Origin of the sequence: Rhodoblastus sp. (assembly GCF_041915505.1) — a bacterium.
GTDB lineage: Bacteria > Pseudomonadota > Alphaproteobacteria > Rhizobiales > Beijerinckiaceae > Rhodoblastus.
This window is the reverse complement of sequence record NZ_JAYSBG010000034.1, coordinates 1-18077: the sequence shown is the minus strand read 5'-3', so window position 1 is coordinate 18077 and position 18077 is coordinate 1. Positions and strand designations below refer to the sequence as shown.

The following is an 18077-nucleotide window of genomic DNA, read 5'->3' as shown; positions in this document are numbered from 1 at the left end:
CGGATACGGGAATTTTGCAATGGTCAAGGTCGTCTATGTCAGCTCCAACGGCGAGAAGCGCGAGGCGGAAGCCGAGCCGGGCATGACGGTGATGGAGACGGCGGTCAAGATCGGCATAGACGAGATCTTGGGCGAATGCGGCGGCGCCTGCGCCTGCGCCACCTGCCATGTCTATGTCGCGCCGGAATGGTTCGACAAATTGCCGCCGGCGAGCCCGATGGAGATCGACATGCTGGATTTCGCTGTCGATCCCCGCCCGAATTCCCGCCTTTCCTGCCAAATCAGCCTGACCGAAGAGCTTGACGGCCTGGTGGTCGAGACGCCCGAACGTCAAGGCTGACCGCCCGCGGCGCCGCCCTTTTTGGGATCGCCGAACAGGAAAGGCGCGACATCGCCCAAAGTCGGCGGCTTTTCCACGAAAAAGGGCGTCGGCCGGCAGACCGACATGGCCGAAAGGCCGATGCGCGCGGTCAGGGTTCCGTTCAGCACGCCTTCGCCGAGCCGCGCCGAAATTTTCGCCGCGAGGCCGTGGCCGATGAGCTGCTGGGCGATGCCGTCGCCCAAAGCCATGCCGCCGGTGATGGCGAGATGCGAGCCGACCGCGCGGGCGAGCCGCCACGCCCCCAGCATTCCGGGGCGCCCGCCGTAAATTTCCGCAATGCGCCGAATCAGCCGCAGCGCCTGGGCGGCGACGAAAATCAGGTCGATCACCGCGCGCGGGCTGATCGCCGCGACCAGCGACACGCGCTTGGCGGCCGAGGCGATCTCGCGCCGCGCGGCGGAATCGAGCGCGGGCATCAATTGGCGCTCGGCAATGTCGATCAGGTCGCGGCCGTCCACGATATCGCGGCGCAGATCGGCCAGATGGGCGCGGGCCGCCGCCGTCTCGGGCCTTTTCTCGTAAAGCGCGGCGAGTTCGCCGATCCTGGCGCGCGCGAGATCGCGATCGTCGGTCTCATGGGCCAGAGCCAAAGCCTTATGCAGCAGCGCGATCTTGCGCTGGCGGAAAATGGCCAAAGTCTCGCGCCCGACCAGGACCAGAATGGCGAGCAGAGCCAGACCGGCGAGGCCGAGGCCGATGATTCCCAGCGCCGCCGAACGCGCGAATAGAGATTCGACCAGTTGATCCAGCCACAGGCCGAAGGAAAAGGCCGCCAGCCCGCCCAGCGCCGAGAACAGCAACCCGCCCCAACTGAAGGCGCCGCGCCGCAGGAAACCGCGCGCCTGGGCCTCTTCCGCCGCGCGTTCGGCCGGGTCGCCGACCAGCAAGGCCGTCTCCGCCTCATAGGCGTCCGGCCGCTCCTCGATGGTGAAATCGCGCGTCTCGCCGGGCGCGAGCTCGTCGAGGCGGAAGGCGCGGGGGCGCGATTTGGGCGCGTCGCTCATGACAGCCGGTCTCCGAACAGGAACTGGCAGGCGCGGTCCAGCCTGATATGGGGGGCGGGCAGGGGCTTGCCATCGGTTCCGAACACGGGAATCGGCGGGCGGAAGCGCAGGAAGCGATAATCCGATTCGTCCTCGGCCTGCGCCAGCGCGTCGCCGCGAAAGGCCTCGCGCGGATCGGCCGGCAATTGGCCGGGAAAGATCGCCGCCTCCGTCTCGCCGTCGAAAATCTGGCCGTCGAGCGTCTCGCCCTTCAGCGGCGTGCCAATGATCGCGTCAATGGTCTCGCGGCCGCGCCGCACGGCGGCCTCGCGCGTGGCGCGCACGGCGGCGAGCGCGATCACATCCACCGCCGCGCCGGAAAATTCCGAGCGGGAAATGGCGCGTGCGGTCAATTGCCGCAGAATGGCTTCGAGCCGGTCGTGGCTGAGATGGTGCAGATGATCGGCCTTGGTCGCGGCGATCAGGATCTTGTCGATCTTCGGCCGGAACAATTTGGTCAGCGCATTGCCGCGTCCGATCCGGAAGGCGGCGAGCACGTCGTTGAGCGCATGTTGCAGGTCGCGCAGGGCGGCCGGGCCGGAATTGAGCGCTGCGAGCGCGTCGACCAGCACGATCTGGCGGTCGAGCCGGGCGAAATGATCGCGGAAGAAGGGTTTGACCACATGGGCCTTATAGGCCTCGTAGCGCCGCTCCATCATGGCCGCCAGCGAACCAGGCGCGGGCTCGTCGCCATCGCCCGGCGGCAGCGGCGCGAAAGTGAGGGCCGGCGAGCCTTCGAGATCGCCGGGCATCAAAAAGCGCCCCGGCGGCAAGGTGGACAGCGCGAAAGCGTCGGAACGCGCCGCGCGCAGATAGGCCGTGAACAATTCGGCCGCCTTGCGGGCGATGGCCTCGTCGGCCGGCGCCTTCGGGTCGAGGCCGGCGGAAAAGCCGCGCCAATCGGCGGCGAGCGGAGCGCGGGCGGCGGCGGCGCTGGCCTCGAAGGTTTCGCGCGACCACACCGAATAGGATTTTTCCAGCAGCGGCAGGTCGAGCAGCCATTCGCCCGGATAATCGACGATGTCGATCACGAAACGGCCGGGGCCGGGTCGAAAGCCGTCCCGGCGCTGGAAATCCAGCAGCAGCCGCAATTCCGAGATCTGCCGGGTCGATTGCGGCCATAGCCGGTCCGGCCCGGTGAGGGCGGCGACATGATCCTCGAAGGCGAAACGGGCGACATGGTCGTCAGGCTGCGGCTCCAGTCGACCCGCGATCAGCCGGCCCTCGGCGGCGAGGCGGAAGACCGGCAGCGGATTCTTTCGGCCCTCGGCGGCGGCATGGGCGAGCGTGGTGAGCTGCTGGGCGAGGGCGGTGATGAAGACGGTCTTGCCGGCCCGCGACAGGCCGGTGACGCCCAGCCGAAGGCCCCGGCCGCGCGCGAAAACCTCGGCGAGATTGGCCGCGCTGCTGCGCGCTTCGCGGAACAGATCGGTCAAAGCGGACAAGACGGACTCCGGCGGGGTCGAGCTGAACCCTCGCCGCTCATTTAATCATGAAAGGACCGGGCGGAAACGGGCGCGGGCGGAATTCTTCACAAGGCGGTCAAAATCGGAAAAAAATTTATTCGAAACAGTATGTTGTTCGTTAGTTCCTCAGGCGCGGGATTGGATGTCTGAGGCGTCGGTTCGAAAACATGTCATAAATAGTTGATTAAAAATCATAATAAACGTCACGTTAAACTTCATATAGGGTCGCTGGGCCGTCAGGCGATGAAATGGGTCAGACCGCCGTCGCCCCAGCGCAATTTCCGCCATTCCACATCGTCGATATCGAAGATCGCGACGCCGCCCGGCGGAAAGCCCCGGCTCAGCCGTCTGAGCGCTTCGGTCTCGCCACGCCCGGCGAAATGGACGGCGAATTCGGAGATGGAGGGATTATGCCCGACGAGAATTAAGGATTTGACCGAATCCGGCTGCGCCCGCGCCAGATCGAGCAGGTCGCGGCGGCCGGCCTCATAGAGCGTTTTTTCCTGGCGCGCTTCGGGCGGCGTCTTCAGATGGGCGGCGGCGATGTCCCAGGTCTCGCGGGTGCGCCGCGAATCGGAAACCAACGCCAGGTCGATCGGCAGATCCAGTTCCGCCAGCCGGGCGCCGGCGCGGGCGGCGTCCTTGCGGCCCGCTTCGGTCAACGGCCGCTCGTGGTCGGAATGATGCGACGAATGGACGGCTTCTGAGTGGCGGAAAAGGATGAGGCGGCGCATGGCCTTTCATTAGCAGGACTTTTTGACAGGCTGGCAATAAGCGGGGCCGTCGTTCCGCCGTATTTTTTGCGCTTTGTCCGGGCGCGGCGATGGGCTAACCGTCGAGGAGCCAAGGCCGCTTCGAGTCGAGAAAAGCCAGGGCGCGCGGGAGGGATGTGATGACATATCGGAATTGGCTGCTGGCCTTTTGCGGCGGACTGGCCCTGCTCGGGCCGGCTTACGGCCAGACGGCCGCTCCGGACGCGGCCGGCGAGGCGGCGCCGGCGCTCTCGCTCGATTCGATGCACGGTCTGATCCTGCCGCGCGTGACGCCGACGGCGCCCCAATCGCAGCAATCGCCCGAGGCCGAACGCTGCGCCAACGCCGACGGCAAGGTCGCTGCGGCCGCGCGCGCCGAGGCTTGCGGCAAGCTGATCGAATCGGGCCGGTGGAAGGGCGAAGAAATCGCCTGGGCTTATTCCAATCGCTGTTTTGCGCTGAAAAAAATGGGCCAGGCGGACAAGGCGCTGGCGGATTGCGACAAGGCGATCGAACTGGACGGCAAGAATGCCGTCGCTTTCCAGGTTCGCGGCATGATCCTGCAGGATCGCGGCGACAGCGACCGCGCCCGGGCCGATTTCGACAAGGCGGTCGAACTGGGCGGGAAGAACCCCGCTTTGTTCAGCGACCGGGGCAATCTCCTGCTCGCCGCGGGCGAGGCCGACAAGGCGATCGCGGATTACAGCGCGGTCATCGACATCGAGGGCAAGAGCGCCTCGGCTTTTGTCGCGCGCGGCGGCGCCTGGCTCGCCAAGGGCGAGTGGGACAAGGCGCTGGCGGATTATTCGCGGGCGATCGAACTCGCGCCAAACAACGCCTTCGCCATTTTCAATCGCGGCGTGGCCTATCAGCTCAAGGGCGACAAGGCCGACGCGATCGCGGCTTTTAAACAGGCGCTGAAGGTCGATCCCAAAAGCGCTTATCCGGCGCTCTGGCTGTTTCTCGCGCAATCCGGCGGGGAGGCCAAGGCCGAACTGAAAAGCCGCGCCGCGAAAGTGTCGCAAACCGCCTGGCCCTGGCCGGTCGTGCGCTACGACCTCGGCGAAATCGCGGCGGCTCAGGTTTTGGCCGGGGCGAATGCTCCGGGCGACAAATGCGAGGCGCATTTCTATATCGGCGCCGAATTGCTGGGCAAGAACGCCCGCGACGAGGCCGTCGCGCATTTGCGCGAGGCGGTCGAGACCTGCCCGAAGAATTTCATCGAATATTTCCGGGCGGCCGCCACTTTGAAGGCGCTTGGCGCCGAAACCCCGAAGCCGGCCGTCAGCCCGGCGAAGGCTGAGCCGGCGGCGCCCGAAGCGCCAGCGGCGGATAAGGCGCCGGCCATTCTGGACTTGAAGGCGAAAGAGCCCGAGCAGGCGAAGGAGCCCGAAAAAACGGCCGAGCCAGCAAAAAGCGCGGAGCCTGAAGGCGCCAAGGCCGTCGAACCGGCGCCGCCGGCCGCGCCCGAGCCGCCAAAAGCCGCGCCCGCTGAGACAGGGACTGGCGCCGCGCCGGCCGCCCCGACCGAAGAGAAGAAGTGATTTGAGCGAACCGCGCCGCGCGAGGCCGCGCGGCGCGCGAGTCGATTGCGATTCGGGCGTATCGCGATCGACTCGCGGTTCCTTTGTCTTGGCGCGCTGTGCTCTACCGCACCAGTTCGCGCATCGCCGCTTCGATGCCTTCCAGCGTCAGCGGAAACATGCGCTGCTCCATGACGCGCTGAATCATGCCGATCGACTGGGTATAGGCCCAATGGCCCTCCGGCGTCGGATTGAGCCAGACCGCGTGCGGCCAGCAGCGCAAGGCGCGCTCCAGCCAGACCTTGCCGGCTTCCGCATTGTGGTGTTCGACCGAACCGCCTTCCATCACGATCTCATAGGGGCTCATAGCCGCGTCGCCGACGAAGATCAGCTTGTAGTCGTGCGGAAAAGTGTGGAGCAGGTCCCAGGTCGCCATCCGCTCGGAATGGCGCCGCATGTTGTTCTTCCAGACGCCCTCGTAGAGGCAATTGTGGAAGTAGAAATGTTCGAGATGTTTGAACTCGCCGCGGGCGGCGGCGAACAGGCTTTCGACCTGCTGCACATGCCAATCCATTGATCCGCCGATATCGAGCAGCAGCAGCACCTTCACGGCATTGCGGCGTTCGGGACGCATTTTCACGTCGAGAAAGCCCTGCCGCGCCGTCGCGCCGATGGTGTTTTCGAGATCCAGTTCGTCGGGCGCGCCCGTGCGCGCGAATTTGCGCAGGCGGCGCAGGGCGATCTTGATATTGCGCGGCCCCAATTGCTCGTCGCCGTCGAGATCCTTGAACTCGCGCTTGTCCCAGACTTTCACGGCGCGGAAATTGCGGTTGCCGTCCTGGCCGATGCGAACGCCTTCAGGATTATAGCCATAGGCGCCGAAGGGCGAGGTTCCGGCCGTCCCGATCCATTTATTGCCGCCCTGATGGCGCTCCTTCTGCTCTTCGAGCCGCTTTTTCAGCGTCTCCATCAGCTTGTCCCAGCCGAGCGCCTCGATCTCCCGCTTCTCCTCGTCGGTGAGGAATTTCTCCGCCAGCTTGCGGAGCCATTCTTCGGGGATTTCGGCTTTGTCGACGAGATCGGCGCCGGGCTCGAGCCCCTTGAACGCCTGGGCGAATACGCGATCGAACTTGTCGAGATTGCGTTCGTCCTTCACCAGAGCGGCGCGCGCCAGGAAATAGAAATTCTCGACCGATTTGTCGGCAAGGTCGGACGAGAGCGCCTCGCACAAGGTCAGATATTCGCGCAGGGAAACCGGAACCTGCGCTTCGCGCAAGGACAGGAAGAAGTCGATCAGCATGCGCCAGGGCCTTCGGTCGATCCGGCGGGAGGGAAGCGGATCCGGCCATGCAGATTAAAGGAGGAAAGCGCCGGCGGGAAGCGTCGGAAAGCGAAGGCGGAAGCTGAACGCCAACCAAAGAAAAAGCCGACGATGGCGAACCATCGTCGGCGATTTCAGGCCGTTTCCGGCAGGACTGATCGCGGGATCAGCACCTGGCCAAATCAATATTTGGCGACGACCGCCTTCGGGGTCTCCGGGTTCCAGATCGGCACGATCACGTGCGCCAGGAACTGGGTCTGCTTGTTGTTGTAGTTCTGGGTATAGACGTCGGTCGAGACGATGAACTGGGTGATCACCGGACCGAAGTTGTAGCCGACCAGGCCGCCGAGGGCGAACTGGGCCTGTTCAGCATAAGCGCCGTGGAAGATGCCGGAGCCGTTGAAGCCCGCGCTATAGCCGCCGAAGTCGGTCGAACCGAAGGCGACCGCGCCGACTTCCCACTTGCCGAAGGTGTGGGTCAGGGCGAGGTCATAGTTGAAGTAGTTGTTGTTCTGGCAGCTCGCGACAAGGCCAAAGGCGGAGCACGAGCTCTGGTTGGTCAGGAAGCCGGCGATCAGGTTGGCGGTCGCGTTCCAGCCGCCGCCATGCCAGGCGAGAGAGAGCTGTTCCTGGAAGGTGGTGTGGTTGAAGGCGTTGTTGAAGTTGCCGGCGTCCGAAATGCCGATGTAAGCGCCGGACAGCAACGAAACGCTGAACCCGTTGCCGAGGTTCCAGGCCAGCTGGCCGGCGATCCACGGGTTGTAGATGCTCGCCGCGAAGAAGTTCGTGCGGCCGACGAGCAGCGGATCCTGGTAGTTGTAGCCGCCGAGGACTTCCGGCGCGGCGACATAGAACTGGACGTGGCCGCCCAGGATGTTCCAGGGCGACGACCAGGCGACGACCGGAACGTTGTACGAGAAGTTGGAGTCGGAGCCGGCGACGGCGTCGCGCCAGTTGCCCACGCCCGTGATGTTCACGAAGTAGACGCCTTCCGGCAGCGGGGTCGCCATGTCGAGGCCGGCGCGTTCGCCGGGCGGGTTGGTGGAGCCGGCGAGGGCGGCGGAGCTCAGACCGCAGAGGCCGAGGGCGCCCATGGCCGCGCCGAGAATTTTAGCCTTAATGTTCATCAGAATACCCCTCCCGAGGGCTTCAGCTTTCAATGTTAACGAACTCTTTACTTCGGCCCCGTGACGACTATTCAGCCTCAGCCACAATAATCCGGCACGGGACATCCGAGGCCTTCACATTAAGCGAAGGACAACCATGAAAGAAGGACGCGGCCGCCACAGCTGTCATCTTTCCGCCGCTTTGGCGCAATCGGATCGGTTGAGTTGTAGAAATGTCACATTTTGGGGCGGGTGGAGGCGATTTCCGGAGTCCAATAAGTCGGTGAAATTGAACAGTTTCGTACTTTGGTAGGAGTTTGCGCCGCAGCATGGGCTTCACGGGCGCCCCCGCGCTGGCCACGCGAGGCGCACAAAACCGTCACATCGATCGACTTTGATTCGGCAAGTATTTCGTCGGCGCAAGCGCACGCTATCCTTGGGACTTCGGCGCGCGTTCGATTGCGCCGCGGCCAAATCGCTATTCTTTGTTTTCGCTGCATTTTTCAGCGATGCGCGGTTCAGCTCCTCGCATGCGGCTACCGACGCGCCTCCCATCTTGCCGGCGGCGTGCTGCGGCGCCAAATTGCGGCTTTGCCGACAGCGGCGGAAGGGCGAAGGACTGATGCGTTTCACGGGATCGAGCACTTATGTCGCGACCAGGGATCTCCAGGTCGCCGTGAACGCGGCCATGGCGCTGGAGCGCCCGCTGCTCGTCAAGGGCGAGCCCGGAACGGGCAAGACCGTTCTCGCGGAGGAGGTCGCCAGGGCGCTGCCGGCGCGCCTGCTGACCTGGCACGTCAAATCGACCACCAAGGCGCAGCAGGGACTTTATGAATATGACGCCGTTTCGCGGTTGCGCGATTCGCAGCTCGGCGATCCGCGCGTATCGGACATCGGCCATTACATCCGGCGCGGCAAGTTGTGGGAGGCTTTTGTCGCCGACGAGCCGCTGGTCCTGCTGATCGACGAGATCGACAAGGCCGATATCGAATTTCCGAACGATCTGCTGCTCGAACTCGATCGGATGGAGTTCCACGTCTATGAGACGGGCGAGACGATCCGCGCGAAGAAGCGGCCGCTCGTCATCATCACCTCGAATAATGAAAAGGAATTGCCCGACGCTTTCCTGCGCCGCTGCTTTTTCCATTACATCAAATTCCCGGATCGGCCGACGATGGAGGCGATCATCGCCGCCCATTTCCCGGATCTGAAAAAGGGCCTGATCGAGGAGGCGCTCCGGCTGTTCTTCCAGATGCGCGACGTTCCGGGCCTGAAAAAGAAGCCGTCCACCTCGGAATTGCTGGATTGGCTGAAATTGCTGCTCAGCGAGGATATTACGCCGGAGCAATTGCGAGAGAGCGATACGGCGAAATTGATTCCGCCGCTTCACGGCGCCTTGCTCAAGAACGAGCAGGACGTCCATATGTTCGAACGGCTGGCTTTCCTGCACCGCCGCGAACATCGCTGACGCAACGCGCCGGCGGCCCATCGGGGCCGCCGCCTTGCGGTCAGGACGCGGCGCGCTGCTCGAGTAAATCAGCGACCGCCGCCAGGGCCTGATCGGCCGCCGCGCCGTCCGGGCCGCCGGCCTGCGCCATGTCGGGACGGCCGCCGCCGCCTTTGCCGCCGAGCTTTTCCGAGGCGAGCCGCACGAAATCGACCGCATTGAATTTCTGCGTCAGATCGGGGGTCACCGCGACCACCACGCCGGCGCGGCCATCCTCGGCGACGCCGACAATGGCGACAACGCCGGAGCCGATCGACTGCTTGGCTTCATCCGCGAGCGACTTCAGGTCCTTCATCTCCACGCCCGAAATGGCGCGCGAAAAGAAATTGACGCCCGCGATCTGGCGAACCGGCTTTTCCGTCGCGCCGCCGCCGCCCATGGCGAGCTTCTTGCGCGCTTCCGTCAATTCGCGTTCGAGCTTCTTGCGCTCTTCCAGCAGGGCCGTCAGGCGGTCGGCCGCGTCCTCGACCGGCGCGCGCAGCAGGCCGGAAAGATCGTGAAGGACCCTGGCCTCGGCGTTGAGATGACGCCGCGCGGCTGCGCCCGTCTTCGCTTCGATCCGTTGGACGCCCGCAGCGACCGCGCTGCGGCCGACGATGGAGACGAGACCGATGTCGCCCGTCCGGGAGACATGGACGCCGCCGCAAAGCTCGACGGAAAACGGGCGATGGCTCCCGGCGCCCATCGAGACGACGCGGACTTCGTCGCCATATTTCTCGCCGAACAAGGCGCGGGCGCCGGATTCGATCGCCTGATCGACCGCCATCAGGCGGGTGGCGACCGCCGCGTTCTCGAGAATGACGCGATTGGCGATCTCCTCGACCTCCGCCAGTTCCTGATCCGTGACCGGCTTGGGATGGGCGAAATCGAAGCGGAGCCGATCCGCCGCGACCAGCGAGCCCTTCTGGGCGACATGATCGCCCAGAACCTCGCGCAAGGCCTCGTGCAGCAGATGGGTCGCGGAATGATTGGCGCGGATGGCGGCGCGGCGTTCATGGTCGACGTCAAGTTGCAGCGCCATGCCGCGTTTCACGGCGCCCTGTTCGACGACGACGTCGTGGACGAACAGGTCGCCGACCTTCTTGAGGGTATTTTCGACGCGCAGCCGGGTTTCTCCGACATGCAACACGCCGGTGTCGCCGACCTGGCCGCCGGATTCCGCATAGAAGGGCGTCTGGTTGAGGATGACAAAGCCCTTTTCACCGGCCTTGAGCTCATCCTGCTCGACGCCGTCGCGCAACAAGGCGACGACTACGCCTTCCGCAGATTCGGTTTCATAGCCGAGAAAATCCGTCGCCCCGACCTTGTCCTTGATCGTGAACCAGACCGTTTCGGTCGCCGCTTCGCCCGAGCCGGCCCAGGCCTTGCGCGCCTCGGCGCGCTGGCGCTCCATCGCCGCGTCGAACGTGACTTTGTCCACGCCGATCTTGCGGGCGCGCAAGGCCTCCTGCGTCAGATCGAGCGGAAAGCCATAGGTGTCGTAGAGCTTGAAGGCGATGTCGCCCGACAGGTTCTGGCCTTCGCGTAGGTCGCGCGCCTCCTCGTCGAGAATGGCGAGGCCGCGCGCGAGCGTCGTGCGGAACCGGGTTTCCTCGAGCTTGAGGGTTTCCTCGATCAACGCCTGCGCCCGGTTCAGTTCGGGATAGGCCGCGCCCATCTCTCGCACCAGCGCCGGCACCAGCCGCCACATCAGGGGATCGCGCGCGCCGAGCAATTGGGCGTGGCGCATCGCGCGGCGCATTATGCGGCGCAGGACATAGCCGCGACCTTCATTGGCGGGAAGAATGCCGTCTGCGACCAGGAAGGCGGAGGCGCGCAGATGGTCGGCGATGATGCGATGGCTGGCCTGCATCGGGCCGTCGGGATCGACGCCGGTGGCGTCGGCGACGGCGCGGATCAGCGCGCGGAACAGGTCGATGTCGAAATTGGAATGGACGCCCTGCATCAGCGCCGCGATGCGCTCAAGGCCCATGCCGGTGTCGATCGAGGGGCGCGGGAGTGGGACGCGCTGGCCCGGCGCGACCTGCTCGAACTGCATGAACACGAGGTTCCAGAATTCGAGGAAACGGTCGCCGTCTTCGTCAGGGCTGCCGGGCGGCCCGCCGCGCAGCGCTTCGCCCTGGTCGTAGAAGATCTCGGAACAGGGGCCGCAGGGGCCAGTTTCGCCCATCGACCAGAAATTGTCGCTCGAGGCGATGCGGATGATGCGGTCGTCGGAAAAGCCGGCGATTTTCTTCCACAGGCCGAAGGCTTCGTCGTCATCGTGATAGACCGTGACGAGCAGGCGGTCCTTCGACAGGCCGAATTCCTTGACGATTAGATTCCAGGCCAGGACGATCGCCTGTTCCTTGAAATAATCGCCGAAGGAAAAATTGCCGAGCATTTCGAAAAAGGTGTGGTGCCGGGCGGTATAGCCGACATTGTCCAGATCGTTGTGCTTGCCGCCGGCGCGGACGCATTTCTGGGAGGAGGTCGCGCGGACATAATCCCGTCTTTCGGCGCCGGTGAAGAGATTCTTGAACGGCACCATCCCCGCATTGGTGAACATCAGCGTGGGATCGTTGCGCGGGACAAGCGAAGAGGAATCGACGACGGTGTGGCCGTTGCTGGCGAAATAATCGAGGAATGTGGACCGGATTTCGTTGACGCCGCTCATGGATGCTCTCGACTCTCCGCTTTACCTCGCGCACGCTCCCGGAATTCACGCGCTTTCCAGACAGGGGGCGGGCGGATTTTATCTATAGACAGGTCAAAGTCCTGTCGAGAGCAGTCGGCGCATAATCTTCGGGCAAAGCCTTGCGTCGCCGCACGCCGGAGGCGGGCGAGCCATCCTCTCGTCGTGTCGGCGGAATCCTCTTCCGGGCCCCTTCCACGCGGAGACGAAGGGGCGGAAGAGGAGCGGAAGGCGCGTCAGGCGTCGTTTTCTTCCGCGCCGGGATCGATATTGTCGAGAATGCGCTCGGCGATCAGTCCGGCGTTTTCGCGGATGGTCAGTTCGATCCGCGCGGCGATTTCCGGATTGTTTTTCAGGAAAGTCTTGGCGTTTTCGCGGCCCTGACCCAGGCGCTGGCTGTCATACGAGAACCAGGCGCCGGATTTTTCGACAACCCCCGCCTTGACGCCCAGATCGACTAGCTCACCCATTTTCGAGACGCCTTCGCCATACATGATGTCGAATTCGACCTGTTTGAAGGGAGGGGCGACCTTGTTCTTGACGACCTTGACGCGGGTCTGGTTGCCGACGACTTCCTCGCGGTCCTTGATCGCGCCGACCCGGCGGATGTCGAGACGCACCGAGGCGTAGAATTTCAGCGCATTGCCGCCGGTGGTGGTTTCCGGCGAGCCATACATCACGCCGATCTTCATGCGGATCTGGTTGATGAAGATCACCATGGTCCGCGATTTGGAGATGGAGGCCGTGAGCTTGCGCAGGGCTTGGCTCATCAGGCGCGCCTGCAGGCCGGGCTGAACCTCGCCCATTTCGCCGTCGATTTCCGCGCGCGGCACGAGCGCGGCGACGGAATCGACCACGAGCACGTCGACCGCGCCCGAGCGCACCAGAGTGTCGGTGATTTCGAGCGCCTGTTCGCCGGTGTCGGGCTGCGAGATGAGGAGGTCGTCAAGATGGACGCCGAGCTTGCGGGCATAGACCGGATCGAGCGCATGTTCGGCGTCGACGAAGGCGCAGACGCCGCCCTTTTTCTGGGCTTCTGCGATCGTGTGCAGGGCGAGGGTGGTCTTGCCCGAGGATTCCGGACCGTAGATTTCGACAATGCGGCCACGTGGCAGGCCGCCGACACCGAGCGCGATATCGAGGCCGAGCGAACCCGTGGAAACGGTCTCGATTTCGGTTGCTGGCTGGTTCTTGCCCATGCGCATGATCGAGCCCTTGCCAAAGGCGCGTTCGATTTGCGCCAGGGCGGCGTCAAGAGCCTTGGTCTTGTCCACGGAGGTTCCTTCCACGAGGCGGAGATTCGCTTGCGACATCGGCTCTATCCTTTTGGCATGGGTGACGCGGGGGGCGCAATGAGCTTGTATATCTGCAATGTACGTGATTTGTTCTTTCAGGCAAGTTCTTTTTTTGTTCTTTGGAGTCAGATTTCCAGCGTCAGGCATTTGGCCGCGCCGCCGGCCTTGATGAATTGATCCAGCGGCGTGAGCAGGGGCTCGAAACCGGCTTGGCGAAGGCGCTCGATCAGGCTGGCGGACGCGCGATTGAAGATGACCGCGCCGTCCAGCGCGACCGCGTTGCAGCAGAAATTCTCGGCGTCGGGACCTTCGACGCAAATGCGCTTTTCGGGAGGAACATGGGCTTCGATCGCCGCGCGCGAGGCTGGCGCGAAGGCGCCGGGGAAATAAAGCAGGGAACCGCCGGGTAGGGGGCAGAGGCAAGTATCGAGGTGATAGAAACGCGGGTCGATCAGGCCGAGCGACACCGTGCGCGTCGCCAGCGTCTTTTCGAGAAAGGGCGCGACATCTTCGTGCGAACGGAAGCCGTGGCCGACCCAGAACAGGTCGCGCGCCTCGTCATAAAGCGCATCGCCCGCGCCTTCGAACGGCAGATCGTTTGGCGGATCGATAACCCGGTAGCCCTCGGCCTCGAACCAGGCGCGGAACACCGGCTCCTCGCCGCGTCGCTCAGGGCAGCGGAAGCGGCTGAGCACGATTGTCTTGCCCTTCGGCAGGCCGGCATTGGCGGTGAACACCAGATCGGGCAGGCCGGGATGCGGCGGGACGAGGCGGACGTCCGCGCGGGATTCGATCAACGCCTTGAGTCCGAGCCATTGCCGCCGGGCCTCGTCGGCGTCCGTACGGGCATATTGCCCTTCCATCCACGGATTGATGACATAAGCGACGCCGAAATGATCCGGCGCGCACATCAGGATCTGTTTTCGCTGGGCGTTCCGACTCATGCGTCATCGCTCGGGGAGGCGGAAACAGGTTAGACGCGGGCGCTCCGGACGGAAAGAGGCGTCTGCCAAAAAGGAGCGCCCGGCGGGCTTGCGCCCGCCGGGTCTTTCGTCACGCGGCTTGCGAGGTCGCGGGAGGGGCCTGGCGAATGAGGCAATCGAAGGCCGAGAGTGCAGCGGTGGCGCCGCCGCCCATGGCGATGATGATCTGCTTATAGGGCGTGGTGGTCGCGTCGCCGGCGGCGAACACGCCATAGGCCGAGGTCTCGCCGCGCGAATCGATCTCGATCTCGCCGCGCGGGCTCAGGTTGATCGCGCCCTTCAGCCATTCGGTGTTGGGCACGAGGCCGATCTGGACGAACACGCCTTCCAGGTCCACGCGATGATGCGCGCCGGTCGCGCGGTCCTTGTAGGACAGGCCGTTGACCTTGTCGCCGTCGCCATGAACCTCGGTGGTCTGGGCCGAAACAACGATCCGGACATTGCTGAGCGAGCGCAGCTTGTCCTGCAGCACCGCGTCGGCGCGCAATTGGCCGTCGAATTCGATCAGGGTGACATGGGCGACCAGGCCGGCGAGATCAATCGCCGCTTCGACGCCGGAATTACCCCCGCCGATCACCGCCACGCGCTTGCCCTTGAACAGCGGGCCGTCGCAGTGCGGGCAATAGGCCACGCCCTTGTTGCGATAGTCCTGCTCGCCGGGCACATTCATCTGCCGCCAGCGCGCGCCGGTGGAGAGGATGACCGTGCGGGCCGAGAGCGTGACGCCGCTCGCCAGCTTGACCTGGGTCAGGTCGCCGGGCTGCGAGGCCGGGACCAGCTCGGTCGCGGTCTGCAGATTCATGATGTCGACGTCATATTCCTTGACGTGCGCCTCCAGCGAAGCGGCCAGTTTCGGACCTTCGGTGTGCTGGACCGAGATGAAATTCTCGATGCCCATCGTGTCCAGCACCTGGCCGCCGAAACGCTCGGCCACCACGCCGGTATTGATGCCTTTGCGCGCCGCATAGATCGCGGCCGCCGCGCCGGCCGGGCCGCCGCCGACGACCAGCACGTCGAAGGGCGGCTTGTCCTTGAGCTTTTCGGCAGCGCGGAGGGAGGCGCCGGTGTCGATCTTGGCGAGCAATTGCTCCAGCCCCATGCGGCCCTGGGCGAAGAGTTCGCCGTTCAGGAAGACCGCGGGCACGGCCAGCACCTTGCGCGCCTCGACCTCGTCCTGGAACAGGGCGCCGTCGATGGCGGTGTGGCGGATCCTGGGGTTGATGACGCTGATCAGGTTCAGCGCCTGGACCACATCCGGGCAGTTCTGGCAGGACAGCGAGAAATAGGTCTCGAAATGATAATCGCCCTCGACCGCCTCGATCTGCTTGATCGTCTCGGCGGATTCCTTCGGCGGATGGCCGCCAACCTGGAGCAAAGCGAGAATCAGCGAATTGAATTCATGGCCCATCGGCAGGCCGGCGAAGGCCACGCCGACATCGGTGCCGGCGCGCTTGATCGCGAAGGACGGCTTGCGGGCGTCGGCCCCATTGCGATTGAGAGTGATCTTGGGCGATTGCGCCGCAACATCTTCCAGCAGCGCCAGCATTTCGCGCGATTTCTCGCCGTCGTCGAGCGAGGCGACCAGTTCGATCGGGTGGACGATGCGTTCGAAATAGGCGTGCAACTGGTTTTTGAGGGCGGCGTCCAACATGGCGGAAAGCTCCGGGAAAGAGGGAGGGACAGCGCCCGATGATGGGCCGCTCGCGAAGGGTGGCCCCGGGCCCAAGTGGCCCCGGGCCGAAGGTCCGGGGCCTTGCCGCCGCAGAGGGCTAAAGGGCGACGGTTAGATCTTGCCGACGAGGTCGAGCGACGGGGCGAGGGTCTTCTCGCCTTCCTGCCACTTGGCGGGGCAGACTTCGCCAGGATGGCTCGCAACGTATTGCGCCGCCTTGACCTTGCGCAGAAGCTCCTTGGCGTCGCGGCCGATGCCGCCGGCATTGACTTCGACGATCTGGATGATGCCGTCGGGATCGACCACGAAGGTGCCGCGGTCGGCGAGGCCGGCGTCTTCGATCAGCACTTCGAAATTGCGCGAGATCGCATGGGTCGGGTCGCCGACCATGACATAGTCGATCTTCTTGATCGCCGGCGACACGTCGTGCCAGGCCTTGTGGCTGAAATGCGTGTCGGTCGAAACCGCATAGATTTCAACGCCGAGCTTCTTGAATTCGGCGTAGCTGTCGGCGAGGTCTTCGAGCTCGGTCGGGCAGACGAAGGTGAAGTCGGCGGGATAGAAGAACACGACCGACCACTTGTCGAGCAGGTCGGCTTCGGTCACGTCGATGAACTTGCCCTGTTTGAAGGCCTTGGCCACGAAGGGTTTGACCGCGGTGTTGATGAGCGACATAGGCTTCTCCGGTGGTGGACCCGCCGCTCACTTTTGTGCGGCGCGTCAATGTCGATGACCGCAACCTAGACGGCTGGTGTGATCGAGTAAAATTCAAAAAATAAATTTTCCTGATCTGTTTTTTCGATTAATGTCATTCTTATGAAACCACTTCCTACCCTTCGCCAATTGCGTTTTCTCGTCGCCGTGGTCGAACGCCGCCATTTCGGCGCTGCAGCGGAGGAATGCCTGGTCAGCCAGTCGGCGCTGAGCGCGGCGATCCAGGAACTGGAGGTTCTGCTGGGCGTCAAGCTGCTGGAGCGCACCAAACGCGTGGTGATTCCGACCGCCGTCGGGCTCGATCTCGCCGACCGGGCCCGGGCCCTGTTGCGCGCCGCCGAGGAACTGGTCGAAGCGGCTCAGGACGCGCGCGACCCGCTGTCGGGCTCGCTGCAGCTCGGCGTGATTCCCACCATTGGCCCTTTTCTGGTGCCGCGCATCATGCCGGCGCTGCGCGAGGCCTTTCCCAAGCTCCGAATCTATCTGCGCGAGGAGCAATCGGCGCCGATCCTGGCGCGGCTCGAAAGCGGCCAGGCCGACGCCGCCATCATCGCCTTGCCTTATCCCTGCGAGGGCCTGGAGACGATGGATCTGGCGAGCGACCGCTTCTTCGTGGTCTGTCCGCCGGAGCACCGGCTGGCCGGGCGCAAGAAAATCCGGCCGCAGGACATGGCGGCCGACGACCTTCTGCTGCTCGAGGACGGCCATTGCCTGCGCGAACATGCGCTGGCGGCCTGTTCGCTCGAAGGCGCGCGGCGAAACAGCGGCTTTCAGGGCACCAGCCTGCACACTCTGGTGCAGATGGCCGCCAACGGGCTGGGCGTAACGCTCGCGCCGGAAATGGCGATCCGCGCCGGCATCCTGCGCGGACTGGAGCTGGTCGCCGTGCCGCTGGAGGATGACAGCCCGCCCCGGACCATCGCTCTGGTCTGGCGCCTGTCGTCGAGCCGCAAGGCCATGTTCCGGCAATTGGGCGAAGTGCTGCGCGGAGCGTTGAAGGCGGGAAAGATTGGTGCGGTCGTCACGGCGCCGCTGGCGCAATGAATTATTGTGATTTCAGGGACGGCAAACCGGTTCAAATTAGAGAATTGGTATTATGTCACCGTAATCCTCACCGTAATCCAAGTATGAAGTATTATGATACTACATTAAGGCGTTATACTGAGAATTTCGTCGGAGGCGGCTTGGTTTTACACTGCTATGGCCCCATTTTGAGAAACCCTTGATTGAGTTTTCGGTATTTCCAGGCACAATGGCGCCGGCGATGTGTGGAGGGGGGAGAATTGCTGGAACATGCGCTGCTTTACGACGCGCAAGGCCGGCCGCTCCTGAGCGGAAAGCTGAATGCGTCCCGGGAGTGGGCACAGGTCAACGCCTTCTGCCATCGGGTCTATATGCCGCTCGCCACGCGGCCGCTCGTTGCAGGCTCCGACCCCAACGCCACTTTGCGCACATTGAAGGTTGGCCGGATCGTTCTGAGCCGCTTCTGCTTCGGGGTGCCCACGCGAGCGGATGAATTCGACCCGTCCTCGGGCAACATCATCGTGGTCAACACCATGCGCGGAAGCGTCCGTCATCCGCTGACGGACGGCTCCGGCGTCGATACCAAGCCCGGAGACAGCTATGTCGTTGATTGCAG

General features: G+C 64.2%; 14 protein-coding genes and 1 pseudogene. 5 read left to right on the top strand and 10 right to left on the bottom strand.

All coding sequences use genetic code 11. The features are described from left to right. Positions 1–19 precede the first annotated feature (19 nt). Entirely contained in the window at positions 20–340 is a 321-nt protein-coding gene (locus ACE3S9_RS04255) for a 2Fe-2S iron-sulfur cluster-binding protein (protein WP_374545189.1), read from the top strand. Here the strand turns inward: ACE3S9_RS04255 and ACE3S9_RS04250 are convergent. From ACE3S9_RS04250 to ACE3S9_RS04240, 3 genes are all read right to left on the bottom strand, one after another. After that, positions 331–1386 carry a YcjF family protein gene (locus ACE3S9_RS04250; RefSeq protein WP_374545188.1) on the bottom strand — a complete coding sequence of 352 codons (1056 nt, stop codon included), beginning with the start codon at positions 1384–1386 and terminating at the stop codon, positions 331–333. The two genes, ACE3S9_RS04255 and ACE3S9_RS04250, sit on opposite strands and share 10 nt — an antisense overlap. Then, on the bottom strand, positions 1383–2870 hold the full coding sequence (locus ACE3S9_RS04245) for a YcjX family protein (protein ID WP_374545187.1): 1488 nt from the start codon (positions 2868–2870) through the stop codon (positions 1383–1385). Before ACE3S9_RS04245 ends, ACE3S9_RS04250 begins: the two co-directional genes overlap by 4 nt. A gap of 257 nt (positions 2871–3127) precedes the next feature. Next, positions 3128–3625, bottom strand: coding sequence for a histidine phosphatase family protein (locus tag ACE3S9_RS04240; RefSeq protein ID WP_374545186.1), 498 nt, complete (start codon positions 3623–3625; stop codon positions 3128–3130). A gap of 158 nt (positions 3626–3783) precedes the next feature. On the opposite strand from ACE3S9_RS04240, the gene ACE3S9_RS04235 reads away from it, so the two are divergent. After that, the gene (locus ACE3S9_RS04235; protein ID WP_374545185.1) at positions 3784–5187 is read left to right on the top strand and encodes a tetratricopeptide repeat protein; all 1404 of its coding nucleotides are present in this window, start codon (positions 3784–3786) and stop codon (positions 5185–5187) included. Positions 5188–5290: 103 nt separating this feature from the next. Here ACE3S9_RS04235 and ACE3S9_RS04230 read toward each other — a convergent pair whose 3' ends face one another. Beyond that, entirely contained in the window at positions 5291–6466 is a 1176-nt protein-coding gene (locus ACE3S9_RS04230) for a VWA domain-containing protein (RefSeq protein ID WP_374545184.1), read from the bottom strand. Between the two features lie 203 nt (positions 6467–6669). Beyond that, entirely contained in the window at positions 6670–7614 is a 945-nt protein-coding gene (locus ACE3S9_RS04225; protein ID WP_374545183.1) for a transporter, read from the bottom strand. A gap of 601 nt (positions 7615–8215) precedes the next feature. On the opposite strand from ACE3S9_RS04225, the gene ACE3S9_RS04220 reads away from it, so the two are divergent. After that, entirely contained in the window at positions 8216–9061 is an 846-nt protein-coding gene (locus tag ACE3S9_RS04220; RefSeq protein WP_374545182.1) for an AAA family ATPase, read from the top strand. Positions 9062–9101: 40 nt separating this feature from the next. Here ACE3S9_RS04220 and alaS read toward each other — a convergent pair whose 3' ends face one another. The 5 genes from alaS to ahpC form a co-directional block, all read right to left on the bottom strand. Continuing rightward, entirely contained in the window at positions 9102–11756 is a 2655-nt protein-coding gene (alaS, locus tag ACE3S9_RS04215) for an alanine--tRNA ligase (protein ID WP_374545181.1), read from the bottom strand. Between the two features lie 254 nt (positions 11757–12010). Next, positions 12011–13087 (bottom strand): recombinase RecA, encoded by a 1077-nt coding sequence (recA, locus tag ACE3S9_RS04210; RefSeq protein WP_374545180.1) that lies wholly within the window; start codon positions 13085–13087, stop codon positions 12011–12013. A gap of 107 nt (positions 13088–13194) precedes the next feature. Beyond that, entirely contained in the window at positions 13195–14013 is an 819-nt protein-coding gene (locus ACE3S9_RS04205; protein ID WP_374545179.1) for a dimethylarginine dimethylaminohydrolase family protein, read from the bottom strand. Between the two features lie 109 nt (positions 14014–14122). Next, positions 14123–15703 carry an alkyl hydroperoxide reductase subunit F gene (ahpF, locus tag ACE3S9_RS04200; RefSeq protein WP_374545178.1) on the bottom strand — a complete coding sequence of 527 codons (1581 nt, stop codon included), beginning with the start codon at positions 15701–15703 and terminating at the stop codon, positions 14123–14125. 132 nt (positions 15704–15835) lie between these two features. Further along, positions 15836–16399 carry an alkyl hydroperoxide reductase subunit C gene (gene ahpC, locus ACE3S9_RS04195; protein WP_374545177.1) on the bottom strand — a complete coding sequence of 188 codons (564 nt, stop codon included), beginning with the start codon at positions 16397–16399 and terminating at the stop codon, positions 15836–15838. A gap of 141 nt (positions 16400–16540) precedes the next feature. Between ahpC and ACE3S9_RS04190 the strand changes: the two genes are divergently transcribed. Together ACE3S9_RS04190 and ACE3S9_RS04185 are read left to right on the top strand one after the other, a co-directional pair. Next, positions 16541–17482, top strand: a complete 942-nt coding sequence (locus ACE3S9_RS04190) for a hydrogen peroxide-inducible genes activator (RefSeq protein WP_374545176.1) — start codon at positions 16541–16543, stop codon at positions 17480–17482. A 239-nt stretch (positions 17483–17721) separates the two neighbouring features. Further along, positions 17722–18077, top strand: a pseudogene (locus tag ACE3S9_RS04185) (hypothetical protein); the annotation flags it as partial.